This is a genomic window from Marinifilum caeruleilacunae (assembly GCF_013141825.1).
In the GTDB taxonomy this organism is placed as follows: Bacteria; Bacteroidota; Bacteroidia; order Bacteroidales; family Marinifilaceae; genus Marinifilum; species Marinifilum caeruleilacunae.
Window position 1 is genome coordinate 64306 of the sequence record NZ_RZNH01000004.1, and the last position, 15891, is coordinate 80196.

At 37.0% G+C, this 15891-nt stretch carries 15 protein-coding genes; 3 read left to right on the forward strand and 12 right to left on the reverse strand.

Going from position 1 to position 15891, the window contains the following annotated elements; all coding sequences use genetic code 11:
- Window positions 1–33 precede the first annotated feature (33 nt).
- On the reverse strand, window positions 34–1449 hold the full coding sequence (gene pyk, locus ELS83_RS04030) for a pyruvate kinase (protein WP_171594245.1): 1416 nt from the start codon (window positions 1447–1449) through the stop codon (window positions 34–36).
- A gap of 124 nt (window positions 1450–1573) precedes the next feature.
- The gene (aroQ, locus tag ELS83_RS04035) at window positions 1574–2005 is read right to left on the reverse strand and encodes a type II 3-dehydroquinate dehydratase (protein WP_171594246.1); all 432 of its coding nucleotides are present in this window, start codon (window positions 2003–2005) and stop codon (window positions 1574–1576) included.
- 187 nt (window positions 2006–2192) lie between these two features.
- Here aroQ and xerD point away from each other — a divergent pair, with 187 nt between their 5' ends.
- A complete protein-coding gene (xerD, locus tag ELS83_RS04040; RefSeq protein ID WP_054717346.1) occupies window positions 2193–3098 on the forward strand; it encodes a site-specific tyrosine recombinase XerD in 906 nt (301 codons plus the stop codon).
- Window positions 3099–3510: 412 nt separating this feature from the next.
- A complete protein-coding gene (locus tag ELS83_RS04045; protein WP_216616361.1) occupies window positions 3511–5169 on the forward strand; it encodes a phosphoenolpyruvate carboxykinase (ATP) in 1659 nt (552 codons plus the stop codon).
- A 67-nt stretch (window positions 5170–5236) separates the two neighbouring features.
- Here the strand turns inward: ELS83_RS04045 and ELS83_RS04050 are convergent, their stop codons facing one another.
- The gene (locus ELS83_RS04050) at window positions 5237–5941 is read right to left on the reverse strand and encodes an NRDE family protein (RefSeq protein WP_171594247.1); all 705 of its coding nucleotides are present in this window, start codon (window positions 5939–5941) and stop codon (window positions 5237–5239) included.
- Window positions 5929–6450, reverse strand: coding sequence for a DinB family protein (locus ELS83_RS04055; protein ID WP_171594248.1), 522 nt, complete (start codon window positions 6448–6450; stop codon window positions 5929–5931). Before ELS83_RS04055 ends, ELS83_RS04050 begins: the two co-directional genes overlap by 13 nt.
- Before the next feature lie 164 nt (window positions 6451–6614).
- On the opposite strand from ELS83_RS04055, the gene ELS83_RS04060 reads away from it, so the two are divergent.
- Window positions 6615–7655: an ATP-grasp domain-containing protein gene (locus tag ELS83_RS04060; protein WP_171594249.1), complete on the forward strand. Its 1041-nt coding sequence runs from the start codon at window positions 6615–6617 to the stop codon at window positions 7653–7655.
- A gap of 51 nt (window positions 7656–7706) precedes the next feature.
- Here the strand turns inward: ELS83_RS04060 and ELS83_RS04065 are convergent, their stop codons facing one another.
- From ELS83_RS04065 to ELS83_RS04100, 8 genes are all read right to left on the reverse strand, one after another.
- A complete protein-coding gene (locus ELS83_RS04065) occupies window positions 7707–9071 on the reverse strand; it encodes an OmpP1/FadL family transporter (RefSeq protein ID WP_171594250.1) in 1365 nt (454 codons plus the stop codon).
- Between the two features lie 333 nt (window positions 9072–9404).
- On the reverse strand, window positions 9405–10025 hold the full coding sequence (locus tag ELS83_RS04070) for a rhodanese-like domain-containing protein (protein ID WP_171594251.1): 621 nt from the start codon (window positions 10023–10025) through the stop codon (window positions 9405–9407).
- A gap of 25 nt (window positions 10026–10050) precedes the next feature.
- Window positions 10051–10641, reverse strand: coding sequence for a YeeE/YedE thiosulfate transporter family protein (locus ELS83_RS04075; RefSeq protein WP_171594252.1), 591 nt, complete (start codon window positions 10639–10641; stop codon window positions 10051–10053).
- A 25-nt stretch (window positions 10642–10666) separates the two neighbouring features.
- Entirely contained in the window at window positions 10667–11188 is a 522-nt protein-coding gene (locus tag ELS83_RS04080; protein WP_171594253.1) for a YeeE/YedE thiosulfate transporter family protein, read from the reverse strand.
- A 35-nt stretch (window positions 11189–11223) separates the two neighbouring features.
- Entirely contained in the window at window positions 11224–12165 is a 942-nt protein-coding gene (gene nrfD / locus ELS83_RS04085) for an NrfD/PsrC family molybdoenzyme membrane anchor subunit (protein ID WP_171594254.1), read from the reverse strand.
- A gap of 12 nt (window positions 12166–12177) precedes the next feature.
- On the reverse strand, window positions 12178–12711 hold the full coding sequence (locus tag ELS83_RS04090; protein WP_171594255.1) for a 4Fe-4S dicluster domain-containing protein: 534 nt from the start codon (window positions 12709–12711) through the stop codon (window positions 12178–12180).
- Window positions 12712–12714: 3 nt separating this feature from the next.
- Window positions 12715–14952 carry a molybdopterin-containing oxidoreductase family protein gene (locus tag ELS83_RS04095; protein WP_171594256.1) on the reverse strand — a complete coding sequence of 746 codons (2238 nt, stop codon included), beginning with the start codon at window positions 14950–14952 and terminating at the stop codon, window positions 12715–12717.
- Between the two features lie 321 nt (window positions 14953–15273).
- Entirely contained in the window at window positions 15274–15852 is a 579-nt protein-coding gene (locus ELS83_RS04100) for a molybdenum cofactor guanylyltransferase (RefSeq protein WP_171594257.1), read from the reverse strand.
- Window positions 15853–15891: the final 39 nt, after the last annotated feature.

Below are 15891 nucleotides of genomic sequence, written 5' to 3' on the forward strand. Positions count from 1 at the left end.
TGATTCGCATTTTTTTTTGCTTCTATATCTTATTTACACTTTGTGTGTTAATTGGTCAACCTTACTGATCTCCATGAAAGAAACTCCTTTCGAAGGACCAAAACTTCCACCAATAATAATCACCATATCATCGCCGGTAAAATATTTCTTTTCAATCAATGTGTACATCGATTGTTTTACATACTCATCCCTGCTCGCCAATAGTTTTCTGTAACCAGCCTCAACACCATAAGAAAGCGCCAACTCTCTCATTACTCTTTTTGAATAGCACAATGCATAAACCGGCGATGTTCCCCTGTAGGCCGACAAATAACGTCCAGTTCTACCCGTAAGTGTATCGGTAACAATGGCTTTAACTGGTAACAATTGAGACGATTTTACTGCAGAACGTGCTAAAATAGCAGGCAATTCCTGGTTACTTGGCACAAAATTCTTTCTTGTATCAGGATATAATTCCTTTTCAACCTCGATAGCCACTTCGGTCATTGTACGAACCGATTCAACCGGGTAATCGCCATAAGCTGTTTCACCACTAAGCATAATAGCATCGGTTCTGTTGTAAATTGCATTGGCAATATCACTTACTTCGGCACGTGTTGGTCTAGGATTTTTAATCATGGAATGAAGCATCTGTGTTGCAATAATCACAGGCTTTTTGCGCTCCATACATTTTCTAATGATTTTTCTTTGAATCACAGGTAATTTCTGAGCTGGAATTTCAATGGCCAAATCACCCCTTGCAACCATAACTCCATAGGCATGATCCAGAATTTCATCAATATTATCAACACCTTCCTGGTTCTCGATTTTTGCAATGATTTTCACCTTTGAATCATACTTATCCAAAATCCTCTGAATTTCCAATACATCCTCCTTGTTGCGCACAAAAGAGTGTGCAATAAAGTCGATGTCTTGTTCAATGGCAAAACCAATAAAATCTCTGTCTTTCTTTGTTAGTGAAGGAAGTTTAATAGAAACACCAGGAACATTTACACTTTTGCGGTTTTTAATTGGTCCTTCGTTTTGTGCTTCTACCGTAAGAAATTCCTCATTCTTCTCAACAACCAATAATTCAAGTTCTCCGTCATCAATTAGGATTTTTTTGCCAACTTCCACATCGTTAACAAAATTTGCGTAGCTAACCAACAAACAATCATCTACCTCCTCATCTTCCTGCTTTCCTTTTACCTTAAGTTGATCACCACTCTTAAGGTATAACTCTTCTTTGACATCTACTGTTCTGATCTCTGGACCTTTCGTATCCACCAGCAATGCGATTTTCTCGGAAACCTCTCTAACGTTATCAATTACCTTTTGAGCATCGGCATGCGTTTGATGTGCTGTGTTAAGCCTTACAACGTTCATGCCCTCTTCAAAAAGTTGCGTTAGAAACTCAACATCGCACTTCTTGTCAGAAATCGTTGCAATAATCTTTGTGTGCTTTTTCATAGAAAAACTCTTTCATTATTAGTTTTGGCACAACAAAGATAGTCAATATTACAACAAGGCTACCAGCATATATTCTATAGCATAAATTGCAAACGATGTAAAAAAATCTTTTATCACAAAAATTTTACCTTTTGTCCAAATGGGATAATAAAGCCTCTATCCCCAAACGATAGGAGTTCAATCCAAAGCCAGCGATGGTTCCCAAACAATCCTTACCTATCATAGTTTTTGATCTGAAAGGTTCACGTTTGTGAACATTCGATATATGTACCTCTATTACAGGCGTATTAACAGCAGCAATCGCATCTCCAAGGGCAACAGAAGTATGTGTATAAGCACCTGCATTCAATATAATTCCATCATAATCAAAGCCTACACGGTGTATTTCATTTATCAATTCACCCTCTACATTCGACTGATAATATTCGAGATTAATTTTTCCATAAATCTTCTTTAATTCCTCGAAATATGTCTCGAAAGAAAGCTCTCCATATATAGATTTTTCGCGTACTCCAAGTAAATTAAGGTTAGGGCCATTTATTATCAAAAAATTCATCTTATCAAAAATTATCAAGGTTAAACATAAATAGTATATGCAAAATTAGTAAGCTTACGTAATATTTTTTTAAATTGCACACAGGAATTATCATAAAGAATTCGTAACTTGAAATGACTGAGTAAATCTACGAATTATAAAGCAAATTATTTACAACTATAACTACATACTAAAAACTGGATAAAAAATGAAATGGACAACAACGATTGAAAATTTTAAGACCTACCTCACCTTGGAGAAGTCTCTCTCCAAGAACTCGGTAGATGCTTACATTAACGACATTACCAAGTTAACGACTTTCTTCAGGGAAAAAAACATTGAAGTTACTCCAGAGGAGGTTGTACTTCAGCATTTGAAGGATTTCGTTGCCTGGATTAATGATGCTGGTACAAGTCCTCGTACCCAGGCTCGTGTAATTTCCGGGATCAAAGCTTTCTTCAAATATTTATTATTAGAAGAAATTATTGAAAAGAATCCAACTGCATTATTGGAAGCTCCAAAAATTGGACGCAAACTTCCTGATACTTTAACTACTGACGAAATTGACGTTTTGGTTAAAGCAGTTGATATGAACAAATCGGAAGGTCAAAGAAACCGTGCAATCCTTGAAACTCTTTATTCTTGTGGTTTACGTGTATCTGAATTGATCGACTTGAGAGTATCGAACCTTCATTTCCGTATGGGATTCATTAAAATTCATGGAAAAGGGAATAAGGAGCGTTTAATTCCAATCGGAAAAAAAGCGAAAAAAGAAATCAAATTGTATCTTAAAAACTACCGCGGTAAATTAAATATCGATAAGGATAGTGAAGATATTTTATTCTTGAACAGAAGAGGTCGTAAATTATCACGTGTAATGATCTTTACAATTATCAAGAATCTTTCGAAGAAAGTTGGTTTAAAGAAGAATGTTTCACCTCACACTTTCCGTCACTCATTTGCTTCTCACCTTGTTGAAGGTGGAGCTGATTTAAGAGCTGTTCAGGAAATGTTAGGACACGAGTCAATTTTGACTACTGAAATTTATACTCATCTGGATAGAGAATATTTGAAAGAAACCATTAAAAATTTCCATCCAAGATCTAAAGACTAATTGATTTTTTATTCCATTTTTGATGGAAAATTGAAATAAATGTCATTTTTAAGACCTCCGAGGCTGTTGCTTTGGAGGTTTTTTTTTAACTTTTATATCAGATTCTTCGTGACACTTCAACTCTCTCATCCAAATTCCTACTTATCATATTAATAAATTATTTAGAATTACGGAATTTTACGCAAACGTTTGTATTTCAAAGGAAAGGTGTAATTATTTTAAACAAAAAAAGAAGGGAAAAATGAAAAAAAGAAGCTTTTTCAAGCTCCCCAGATCAATTTTCCCCACGGTAAAAGTAGTAAAACTTACTGAGAAATAATACATTAAAAATTACAAAAAAATATATACATAGTAGGATTTATTCATATATAGTCATACTTTTGAAGCTCCAAACCAAATATTAAATGTCACAATGAACGCTATTGAAGTTAATATGATTGACGATTTAAAAGAATCATTAAAAAAGCATTCTAACATTCAAGAGAATCTTTCAAGAGAATCTCTAATTACTCAAGCAGTAGAAAACAAAGAGGCTGTTTTAACAAAGAACGGCTCACTTGCTACATGGACACCTCCTCACTCTACAGGTAGAAGTCCTAAGGATACTTACATTGTAAAAAATCCTGAAAGTGAATTAAATATAGACTGGTCTTCAGCAAATAATATTGGCATGAGTCCGCAAACGTTTTCGATGATTTATGAAGACGCTTTGAAGATGATTGACCAGAAGGAAACCATCTATATTACCGATAGAGTAATTGGTGCCGATTCGAAATATGCTTTACCGGTAAAAACAATTACTGACAAGAGTTTAAGTCAGGTTTTTATCGACAACATGTTTAGACCAGTACCAAATGATCTTGAAAAGTCGGTTTTTGCCAATGATGAATTTCATTTAATTGCATTACCAAACAACAAATTGAACAAAGATCGCTACAAAGGCCTGGTAAGAGAACTTCCTAATGGAGAAACTTCTGATATCTGTGTTGTAGTTGATTTCGATCAAAAAATCGGTATTGTAATTGGTTCTTCGTACATGGGTGCGATGAAGAAGCTGATGTTTACAGTTATGAACTACTATTTGCCATTCAAAGGTGTACTTCCTTTACATTGTTCGGCAAATGAAGGCAAAAACGGTGACTCTGCCCTACTTCTTGGTCTTTCAGGAACAGGTAAAACGACTTTATCGGCTGATCCGAACAGAGCTCTTTTAGGAGATGATGAGCACGGATGGAGTAATGATGGTATTTTCAATTTTGAGAATGGCTGTTATGCTAAAATGATCGATATCAAGCCTGAAAACGAGCCTGAGATTTACGAAGCGGTTATGCACGAAGATGATTACACCAAGCATGGTGCAATTATTGAAAATGCAATGATTTATCCGAATGGAGAAATGGATTTCTTCGATGATAGATTTACACCAAACTCAAGAGCAAGTTATCCGCTTAGTTTCTTGAAAAACATTAAAGAAAGTTCTACATCAGGAAATCCGAATACCATTTTATTCCTAACAGCTGATGCATACGGTGTATTGCCTCCAATTTCGAAACTTACTAAAGAGCAGGCAATGCTTTGGTTCCTGATGGGATACACGTCGAAATTAGCGGGTACCGAAACCGGAGTAACTGAGCCACAGGCTACTTTCTCTCGTTTCTTTGGTCAGCCATTTATGCCATGTAATCCTAACATTTATGCTGAAATGTTGGGTGAAAAAATGGAAGAACACAATACCAATGTATTCCTAATTAACACCGGTTGGAGTGGTGGTTCATATGGAACTGGTTCGCGTATTAAGCTAAAATACACAAGAGCAATGGTTGATGCTGCTTTAAACGGCAAACTTAACGATGTTGAATATACAGAAGACAGCTTATTCCATGTAAATATTCCTGCAAGTTGTGAGAATGTTCCGACTGAAATTCTTAACCCAATTAATACCTGGGAGAATAAGGAAGATTACAAGAAGACTGCTGACAAGTTAGCTCAGAAATTCTCGGTTGATTTCGACCAATCATACGGAAAGCAAAATATTCCAGCGGCCATTGTTTCACAATGTCCAGGAAAGTAAATCACACTACATTTATTTTAATTTCTAATTCAAAAAAAGAGTCTCAAATGAGACTCTTTTTTTCTTGCTATAAACTTTTCTGATATACTTTATCGTCCTTCAGATCTTCGTACCTCATACTCAGACCAGATTTATCGCTTACAATTTGAGTAATGCTTGTTGTTTTCACAATCTCCTTTCGGTTCATGATTAAACCATTCGTTGTATCTCCTTTACCGGCGCTTTTGTGAAAATTGAGTACTGTTGAAGGAGTAAACGTGTTTTCTGCTTTCCAACTTTTAAACCATTTTACTCTTAAGTCCTTGGCAGCTGTATCGTATAAGGTAGATGAAGACCATATTGCAGGTATTTCATTTTGGAGTGCTTTATAGTGTATTGACTCACCATCCCACCTGATTTCTTCCAGTTTGTTGCCATCAGTATGACGAACCACAACCATGGTAAATGGTTCAATTCCTTTAAAACTATAATTCAAGACGAATTTGGTGCTATCTGTATAGTTCTCATAATCTAATACGACCTGTCCCCTGCTCTTTTTGTATGGAGGTTGATGTTTGTGTTTCACGAAAGCACCATTTAACAAGCACAAACTGTAATTTGCATTGCATAACATCCATGTTCCATTCCCACTTTGATCGAGTGGATACAGGTTCTCTAATAGTTTCGTTTTGTATATGCAAGGTGGCAATGCAATCCTTTTGGGATCTTCATCTCTATTTGTGGTAAAAATAAAGTGATCTTCACCAGTTGGTATGTAAGTTAGTGTGCACATAAATCATCTCTAAAACGAATTGTGGAGTATGCAATTCCAAAATTTTGATCCAGATTTACATCCTTAAATTCATTTTCAACTGCAATTCTTATAATGGCCATATGGTGAATGGCATGCTCAATATTATAGACCAATTCACGTTCCAGACTTGAGGGAATCACAATACTGTCCTTTCCCTGTTTATCGTAGCTTACCATTAATTTTAACTCTTTTTGATCGGGAACATTTTGCAACCAATCAGAAGCCTTCTTTAATCTTTGCTTCGCAAATTCTATATCTGTTTCTGTTTTTGTACAATGTATTCTGTGGTCGTAACTCACAATTTTATCCTCATCGCAGGCTTCTAATAAAATATCGTAAAACTCTATAATATGTCGTAAATGCTTTCCAATTGTATTTTTCGACAATAGTTCCAGAGGTGCAACATATTGCTTTGGACTGATCTTCTCACACAAATCAATAAGTTGTCTTACGATCTCGTTAGTGGTTGCTATAATTTGATTATGCATAGGTAAGATTAATGGTTTGATATACGTACAAGATATCAAATTATCAATATATTTCATAGCAATATTATTTTTTAAAAGACCATTCATCTAATTGCGATAAAAAGATTTGTAGTTCTTTATATTTTATTACCTTAAATGTTCGATAAACAATAACACAAAGCTGAATGAAGAGAAAGTTAAAAATCCCCTTTGCACTGTCGAAATGGTTTCATTTTGAATTTTGGCCATTTTGGTTTTTTTACATTCCAATGTTCTTTTACGGATTTTACCTGGCCATAAAAGCCAGGGCTTTCGCCTACTTTACACCAGCCAATCCTGCCATGCGCTTTGGTGGAGCTTTTGGTATGGATAAGATGGATATTTTAAGCAATCTGGATGAAAAATATGTTCCCAAAGGATTTGTGGGTCATTCGAACCTGGATTTAACTGAAATCAAGAAATTGATGAAAGAACACCAAATTGAATTCCCCATTGTGTGCAAACCCAATGTTGGCGAAAGAGGTGTTGGGGTTGAAAAAATTGACTCGGAGGCTGATATAGCCCCCTTCATGAAAAACAAGAATGAAGAAATTTTATTCCAGGAGTTTATTGATTATCCTATCGAATTGGGTGTGTTCTATCACCGCTATCCAATAAGCAAAAAGGATGGCATTACTTCTATTGTAAGGAAAGAATTCCTGACCATTACCGGCAATGGAAAATTACAATTCTCAGAATTGGTAAAGGCAAATATTCGAGCAGCCAGCAGAATATCATATCTTAAAAATAAATACAAATCGAAGTGGAACCAGGTAATTCCCAGCGGTATTAGTTACAAACTGGAACCCATTGGAAATCATAACAGGGGAACTAAATTTTTGGATGGCAATAGTTTAATCAACCATGAACTTGTTGCAGTTTTTAGAAAAATTGCAGAACCATTGGATGGCTATTACTACGGAAGATTCGATATGAAAGTAAATAGCATCCAGGATTTGTATGAAGGCAAAAACATTAAAATTATTGAATTAAATGGCACCAATTCGGAGCCGGCACACATTTACGATCCTGATTTTCCACTGTTTAAAGCCTACAAGGTAATTATTCATCACATGAAACTGGTCTACGAAATCAGTATGGAAAATAGAAAACTGGGTGTTAAACCTGATACTTTTAAAGATATCATGAGTGCCTTGTACAAGCGTACTTTTTCAAAATCAGCATAAAAAAAGGGAGGATATTCGTAAAATCCTCCCTTTATTAGTTTTGTTTTTTGTTTAGAATGTGAACGCAATTTCTACTTCGAATTGCTTCATTTCCAATTCTATTGTTTGATTTGGGACCATATTTCCCTGCATTGCTTGTGCAGCATCAAAATCCATTGGGTTAAATCCTTTTACAGTTGATGCCGGAGCATAAACAACAGCCAAATGAATTGCTTTGCCTGAATCTCCTAATTCTTTCGAACAACCAAAGGTAAAATGATCTTCCATCACACCTGGCGCAAGTATATTAAACATGACTTCCGAGCTTGGGATAGGCTGGTCGCAGTGCGAGTAACCTGCTCTAAAAATCCATGAATCAACACCTGCATACTCAACACCAAATTTCAAAATATCGATATCTTTCCATCCAAAACCAGCTCCTTTATCAGCGCCAAGCGGTACATGGTTTGGGTTTGGTGTGTAATCCATTGGGTTATTAGGATCGCCACCCGGATTTAAGAATGCTGGTGGCAATGCCATTGGATCCATTGGGTTCGATACAGAAGCAACATCAGAATAATTAATCTTTTTATAGTCGGCCATAACGGTCCAATCTTCATTGATTTCGTAAGCCAAACCAATGGTCCATGTTGATGGAATATTGAAGTCGCCCTGTTCGGCAAAAAGACCTTTATATTTATCAAACTCACTCATGTACAACATGGTTTGATAGCTGGCTCCAAGGTGTAATCCTTTGGCAATTTCACCCAAATATCCAAATTTTACACCATAACCAAATGCGTTATCATGTCCGTTTCCTGTTAAATTTGCAGCATCGCTCGACATCGGGCCAAAAGCAGACAATCCATTCGCCTCAAAATACTGGTAAGCCAATAAAGCCGTAACTCCTAAACTGTGTTTTTCGGCAATTTTTCTTGAATAGGTAAGCCCCAGAAACATTTGAGCCAAATCAACACCTGTTGTTTCTGAACTCATATCGCCAAAAGTCATTGTAGGGTAATCGGTATTCATACCACCGTTACCAAAAATCGCAGCCGAAAAGCTACTCTTTTCATTGATCATCCAATTGGCTCCCATACTAGGCATCAGGAATAATTTTGAGTCACTCTCTACTGTTCCCGACATTAGTCCAAAAGTTCCTGGCATTCCTGAAGGTGCGCCAGTTACAGTATATTGTCTGTCTGGACTAAAAAATCCAACACCAACCTGGTATTGTTTACCGAGGTAAACATGAGCCGCCGGGTTACCATTAATTAATGAGTTTTTATACCAGGCAATACCTGCACCAGCCAGACCTTTGTTTTGAGCGCCATAACCAACACCAAAATATCCGTCGGTTGCCTTTGCAGTCTCGCTTGCAAATATTCCAAGGAGCAAGCTAAATGCAGCAATAATAAGTTTGAAAGTTTTTGTCATCTTCTGTAATGATTTAGTTTGATAATTAGGATTTGATCACAAAATACCAACTCCACCAATATCCATATATGTTGTATATCATATATCTACATATCAATCCTTAAGCATTCCTAACTATCTACATTACAATACTTTATCTGAGTAATTTTTTGTACTTTTTTACAATTTTTAATTGATGTAAATTAACTCTATATCAGCACCTTAAGCAAATCAACAAAGACATTGACCCACATCAAATTAAAAATCGATTTATATCGATTTCTTTGGGATTTCTCATAAAAAAAGCCTTCTCGAATATCATCGAAAAGGCTTATTAATTTTTAATGTTTTATTCTAGCAACCACCCGAAACACGTTTTTTCTTCTTGCGTTTTTTGATGGTAGGTTTTGGTTTTTTAACTGTATTTGTATTTGTTAGAACAGCATTATCGCCACCCAGGGCAGCACTTGCTCCTTTTCTAAAATCATATTTTGCAATTTCATCATCTGCCATTACCGATTTTGGTGCCTGGGGATTTAAAATGGTTTCGGCCCAATAGTTTAATCCACCCTGCATTACAAAATTGTTTTCATAGCCCAATTGTCGGGTCAACATCCACGCTTCGTTTGCCTTTAAGTTCCCATTAGAATAAAACACATTCATTTTAATTCCCTGATCGACATACTCTTCGTATTCTTCGGAAAGAATCTGAGTTAAAGGAATGTTGATTGCTCCAGGTAAGCTATATTTTTCAAATTCTGCCTGACTTCGTACATCAATTAACTGAAGGCTAGGATCTTTCTGAACCAGCATATCAGCAATTTCATCTGTACTTACGAATTGTGTTCCATCCTTCACTTCATCAAGCAATTGTTCAGCTGTTAATTTGAATGGCTTGGTCGTATTTTCGGGTATCGCTGCAATAATTATCCCCAAAGGAATAAATACAGAAGCTAATATTAATCTCATTTTCATCTCAGTGATTTTTAAAAGTTAAGACCTAGTACTCTTCGCGAGGGAATTTCTTTTCTGCCCATTCGCCTACCCAGAACATAGCAAATGCCATCAGGATAAGCCCCAGTGCAAATACTCCTCTCGGAATATCCAAAAGTTCATTCATTGTTGGAGTTCCCAGGTAATTTGCCTTGTACATTTCCTCAAATAATGGATAACCTTCGGTAAAGAAAACAATACCTAAAGTTAATCCTCCAATAAATGCAAGTGCATCTAATTTACCAATTGCGAAAGCACAGAATGCAGTTCCAGGGCAAAAGCCGCCCATAATAAAACCAACACCCATCACAACTCCGCCAATTAAAGCGGAAGTTACATAGGTTGGGTTGATGAAAACGAAATCTAAATCGATCCAACCAAAAAGACTAAAAAATAACATTCCTACCATTGCCGTTATCGCAGCAGTAAAGAATACTTTTAATACTGTTGTGTCGTACCCATAAAACATTCCGGCCAACTTTCTGCTTGAAGAAAATCCGCTACCTTCCAACACAAATCCAAAACCGATTCCAATTAAAAATGCAATGAACAAATTGGTATCAGGTGAAATTATCTCATTAACAATTAATGGTGCCATAATCTATTTGTTTATACATTTTAAATTAAATCCAGTTTTTTCTAAAGAAGTACGCCAACATAAAAGCTGTACCAAAAATTGCAGCCATGGTTAAAAATCCTCCAACCGAAAGTACTGCCATTCCACTTAGTGCCGATCCACTGGTGCAGCCACGACCGAGCTGGGAACCAAAACCAAAGAACATCCCACCCAATATGGCAAAAATGATTCTTCGTTTCGATGAGATTTTAGGAGAGTGCTCCACTTTAAATTTTAATCGTTTGGCTAATGCACCCGATAAAAACCCACCAACCAGAACACCAAGTAGTTGAAATACCAACCAGGATTTCATTGGATTTGGGTGAGTTTCGTTATACTCTTTGTAATAGGTTGCATTTTCGGCATGCGATGGTGCAACCGTATTTACTGTAGAAACAACTGCACTTTTAATTGCTCCGCTGGCTCCTAATCCGCGTCCGGAAACAAAATTTGCAGCCAAAAGAACAAGTCCTAACAATACTCCACCGATATACGGATTAAAGTATTTTGTTTTTTTCACTTCGCTCATTTTATAGTGTTTTTTTAGTTTTTTCAAATTATTGACTAGTAAAGCCATCTGCTCTCCTGTCCTGCATAAGCAATGATAAATCGAAGCATTACACTTCCAAATAGTACAAGAACTACAGGGATTGCAACAGGAATTTTAAAGCCTTTCAATTCCATTCCTTCAAGTATGGCCGGAACAATCATTCCCAGGAATACAACGAAAATCCAGAAGGGTGCAGTATATTCTCCTCCTAAAAATAAATTAGCAGCATCAATCTGTACTTGTGTGCTTGCTAAAAATCCCATAAACATATGAATAATCAGGAAGAGTTCAATTCCAATAATCATGAGATCCAATTGTGCAAACCTCTTTCTTTCTGCATGGTTTTTCGACATCCAAATTACAACTGCAGCACCTGCTGAAAGCCCTGAAGCCAGGAACAATGGACCAAGAATGGATGTATTCCAAAGAGGGCGTGCATTGAAAGCCGAGAACAATATACCGGTGTAAATTCCTAGTATTGCCGATGAAACCAGCATAATCCACGCAAGTGTTTTCTTGTGCTTTTGGAAAAAGGCTATTAGCTCTTCGATTACATCAAATTTCCAGTTCCATTTTGGAAAGATCTCTTTGATATGCATTGCAGTCCAAATGATTGACATTGGAGTCACAATCATTAAAGTCCATGCTCCCCAAGACATTGGCGATTCCAATCGGATGGTTGTATACAATCTCCAGAAATAGAGTTTATGATGTAAATCCAAAAACAGAGCAACCAATCCCAAGATTAAAGCAATTGGTGCTAACATTGGAGCAATTCGAACAGCTGTTTTGTATTCATTTTCCTTATTACGAATGGTATATAAAGCTGCAAAAAACATTAAACCTGCAGCCAAACCTCCCAAAAACAGATAGGTTGGTATTTCCCAATGCCAAACATGTAATTGAGGGTCGATTAAAGGATTATTTCTTCCGCTTATAATAATTTCTTCTCTCATTTTAACACGCTTTTAGATTAAGAAATACAAGTGAGGTTTTGTACCAGCCTCTGGGATTAAGGTTTTATATTTTCTCTTTTTCAGGATTTCCGAAACTTCACTTCTTGGATCATCAAGGTCGCCAAAATACATACACTTGGTTGGACAAACCGCTACGCAAGCTGGCTGCATTCCATTTTTTACCCTGTGAAGACAGAATGTACATTTATCAACATAACCCTCAGGATGAACAAAGCGTGCATCGTAAGGACATGAGGTAATACAGGCGCTACACCCAATGCATTCATTTTTAGTTACCAGAACAGTTCCACCTTCCGAATAATGACTTGCTCCAGTAGGGCAACAACGTACACATGGTGAATTCTCACAATGATTGCATCGCTCCGAGCGTAATTCCATTTCCAATTGAGGATAAGTACCATCCATTACTTCTACAACCCAATCGCGGCAATACCCGATTGGCACATCGTTTTCGGTCTGACAAGCTACTACACAGTCGCTGCAACCTACACACTTTTTAGTATCAATAGCCATTGCATATCTCATAGCTTACACCTCCGATTTTTTAATATCAGTTCTAAATGTTACAAAGTTTCCTCTCATTCCTGTACCTCCCATTATCGGATCTGTCATTACATTGGTAATCATCTGGGTATCGCTAATACCTTTACCAAAGCATCGTTTCATGCGCTTATCGGTATGACCGAAACCGTGTACCATATAGATGGAATCGAACCTAATTCTTTCGGTTACTCTTACTTTTATTGGGAAGTCTGAAATGACTCCATCCTGATTTTCCAGGTAAACATACTGGCCACTGCTTAGGTCCCATTCTTTGGCAACCTTAGGATTTACCCAACAGGTATTCTCATCCATTAAGTCGGTTAGGTTAGGATTGTTTGCAGTACGGCTAAAGGTATGCATTGGAGCTCTTCCGTAAATCAAGCGGTAAAAGCCCTCTGTGGGTTCCGGATGCGGTGTATATACTGGCAACGGATCGAACCCTTCTTCTTCCAGAGCAGTTGAATACAATTCTATTTTTCCTGTATTTGTATTGAATTCCACATCTTCATTGTCTGCGAAGTACAAATCGTCATATTCGCGTTCCAGGCGTTTCACTCCAAGCCTTTGCATTTCTTCCAGCGAACTTCCAATTTGCTTCAATTCCCAATCAATTTCATCTTCGATGGTTTCAAATGGAAAATAATCCAGCAAATCTAATTTCTTTGCCAATTCTCTTGCCATCCAATAAGCTGGTTTGGTTTCATATAGTGGATCAACAGCTGGCATTCTTAAGGCGATACTTGGCTCTCTTCCCTGCGATATTCTAAGTGCATCATATCTTTCCAGGTAGGTACACTCAGGCAAAACAACATCGGCATAACCTGTAATTTCCATTGGCATGGTATCCACTACAACCAATAGGTCCAATTCTTGTATTGCCTTAATGGTTTTTTGCTGATCGGGAAGTGTATTAATTAGGTTAGTTCCGTTAACAATCCAGCCTTTCACAGTATAATCAAGATCAGGACTTGGAATAGATGCATCGCAAACACCTGAGGCCAATGCCAAGTCGGCTAAATTGTATTTACCTCCCATAGCATCTCGCCAGTTTTTCTTTGGTTTCGGAAATGCCGGAAGTTTATAGTGTGGTACTTCTGCCTTTTCAGGATTGTAAAATCCGCCTCGTCTTCCCCAGCTTCCCAACAATGCATTAAGTATGGCTACGGCACGAAGTCTTTGCGTATCGTCGCCATACCAGGTAACATGGCGACCAGGATGTACAATTACTGCTGGTGCAGCATTGGCCATTTCTCTGGCAGTTTCTCTAATTTGCTGAGGTTTAATAGTGGTTACACCATAAGCCCACTCAGGAGTATATCTTTGAACATGATCCTTCAGTTGTTCAAATCCAAAAGTATATTTTTCAACGTATTTTTTATCGTATAGCTCTTCGTTGATGATTACATTCATCCATGCCAGCAGAAGGGCATTATCGGTGGCTGGTTTAATTGGCAACCAATGTTTTGATTTGCCAGCTACTGTTGAAAATCGAGGATCTACAGTAATTATGCTTGCGCCTTTATCAATTGCATCCGACATTTCCTGTACCTGGCCATTGTGCATATTTTCGCCAAGGTGCGATCCAATCAAAACCAAACATTTTGTATCTCTGATATCTGTGTTTTCGGGAGAATTAATTCCCTGACCAAAAGTTGAAATGAACGCAACTTCGCGTGGTCCACGACATTGTGCATATGAAGGAGCAGCAATATTATTGGAACCAAAAGCTTTCAGCAATTTTCCGAAATATTTACCTCCAGAACCGTGAGTAAACAAGGCTGTACTTTCTGGTCCATGTTCTTTTTTGATCTGTTTCATTTTTGAGGCAATGTATTCAAATGCCTCTTCCCAACTGGCTTCACGATAGGTTTGATTACCTCTGTCGCCTGTTCGAATTAAAGGTTTTTGTAATCGATCTTCATCGTAATACATGCCGACTCCACCTGTTCCACGTGGGCAAAACCTTCCATTACAGTTAGGATCCAAATCATTTCCAATCACTTTCTTAATTCTACCCTGTTCGTCTTTATAAACCCAACCGGCACACTTCCAAAAGCATACTTCGCAATAGGTTGGAGTACGAGTAAAATCATATGGACCTTTAAAAAATGACTTGTTATTTTCAAGCAGATTATTTGCGAGGGAATCTAAAATTCCTCCTCCAAAAATTAAACCTGCAGCACTTAAGGAGCTAATCTTTATAAACTCTCTTCTGCTCTTCATTTTGTGATATCTTTTATTTTAACACATCAACACATCTAGAAAACTACATCTGTGCATGTAAACATATATCAAAAGAGGATCACACAACATGCTCTACAACATGTTTTTGGGATTTGTAATTGGTCTAAACAAGTTAAAATGTCGAAATGCCTTGATTTAAACACATATGCATCTATTTAGATTTCTACTAAATTACATTTGAAATTATTTTTCTGCAATAACAGACTCAAACATCCTTTATTTACAGGCAGTTTAGCCAAATAATTACAATATATTTTATTCGATATTGGCGAATAAATTCTTTAAAAGAAATCTATCAAATTAGAGGTTTTTCAACTCATCAGGTGAGTTTACATTAGAAAGCATTCCTTCAGAATAGTAATTCAATTGATCTGATATCGGAAACTCTTTGCTTCGAAATAACTGCAGCAATTTCATCATTTTATAGTTCCCTTTTCGCAACTCCCTCTCGATAATATCACGACAGGACGATTTGTAAATAGCAACCAGTGGCTGTTTCTTTCCAAATTCGTCGCGTGCATAAATTACATCTGCATCATGAATATTTTTCAATAAATCGGCAAACAATTGAGAAGGAACTTTAGGTACATCGCATGAAATTACCAGATAATAGTCGGCCTGTATGGCCTTCATGCATGAATAGATTCCACCTATTGGTCCACAATCTTTTATTTCATCAGCAATGATTTGAAGGCCAAAATCATCGTAAGAATGATTATTGGAACTGATCACAATGATATTGCAAAGCTCTTTAAAACAGCCAATTGAATATTCGATTAAAGCCTTTCCATTCCAATCTACCAAACCTTTTTCGGTTCCCATTCTGGAGCTCTTGCCTCCGGATAGTACAATTCCAGCAATATTCTTGTTCCGATTCATACTCAAATATAAGTAAGAATCCTTAACAGCAATAGCATA

Coding starts and splice junctions, on each gene's coding strand:
- pyk (WP_171594245.1), bottom strand. CDS start 1,449: ATGAAAAAGCACACAAAGATTATTGCAACGATTTCTGACAAGAAGTGC.
- aroQ (WP_171594246.1), bottom strand. CDS start 2,005: ATGAATTTTTTGATAATAAATGGCCCTAACCTTAATTTACTTGGAGTA.
- xerD (WP_054717346.1), top strand. CDS start 2,193: ATGAAATGGACAACAACGATTGAAAATTTTAAGACCTACCTCACCTTG.
- ELS83_RS04045 (WP_216616361.1), top strand. CDS start 3,511: ATGAACGCTATTGAAGTTAATATGATTGACGATTTAAAAGAATCATTA.
- ELS83_RS04050 (WP_171594247.1), bottom strand. CDS start 5,941: ATGTGCACACTAACTTACATACCAACTGGTGAAGATCACTTTATTTTT.
- ELS83_RS04055 (WP_171594248.1), bottom strand. CDS start 6,450: ATGCATAATCAAATTATAGCAACCACTAACGAGATCGTAAGACAACTT.
- ELS83_RS04060 (WP_171594249.1), top strand. CDS start 6,615: ATGAAGAGAAAGTTAAAAATCCCCTTTGCACTGTCGAAATGGTTTCAT.
- ELS83_RS04065 (WP_171594250.1), bottom strand. CDS start 9,071: ATGACAAAAACTTTCAAACTTATTATTGCTGCATTTAGCTTGCTCCTT.
- ELS83_RS04070 (WP_171594251.1), bottom strand. CDS start 10,025: ATGAAAATGAGATTAATATTAGCTTCTGTATTTATTCCTTTGGGGATA.
- ELS83_RS04075 (WP_171594252.1), bottom strand. CDS start 10,641: ATGGCACCATTAATTGTTAATGAGATAATTTCACCTGATACCAATTTG.
- ELS83_RS04080 (WP_171594253.1), bottom strand. CDS start 11,188: ATGAGCGAAGTGAAAAAAACAAAATACTTTAATCCGTATATCGGTGGA.
- nrfD (WP_171594254.1), bottom strand. CDS start 12,165: ATGAGAGAAGAAATTATTATAAGCGGAAGAAATAATCCTTTAATCGAC.
- ELS83_RS04090 (WP_171594255.1), bottom strand. CDS start 12,711: ATGAGATATGCAATGGCTATTGATACTAAAAAGTGTGTAGGTTGCAGC.
- ELS83_RS04095 (WP_171594256.1), bottom strand. CDS start 14,952: ATGAAGAGCAGAAGAGAGTTTATAAAGATTAGCTCCTTAAGTGCTGCA.
- ELS83_RS04100 (WP_171594257.1), bottom strand. CDS start 15,852: ATGAATCGGAACAAGAATATTGCTGGAATTGTACTATCCGGAGGCAAG.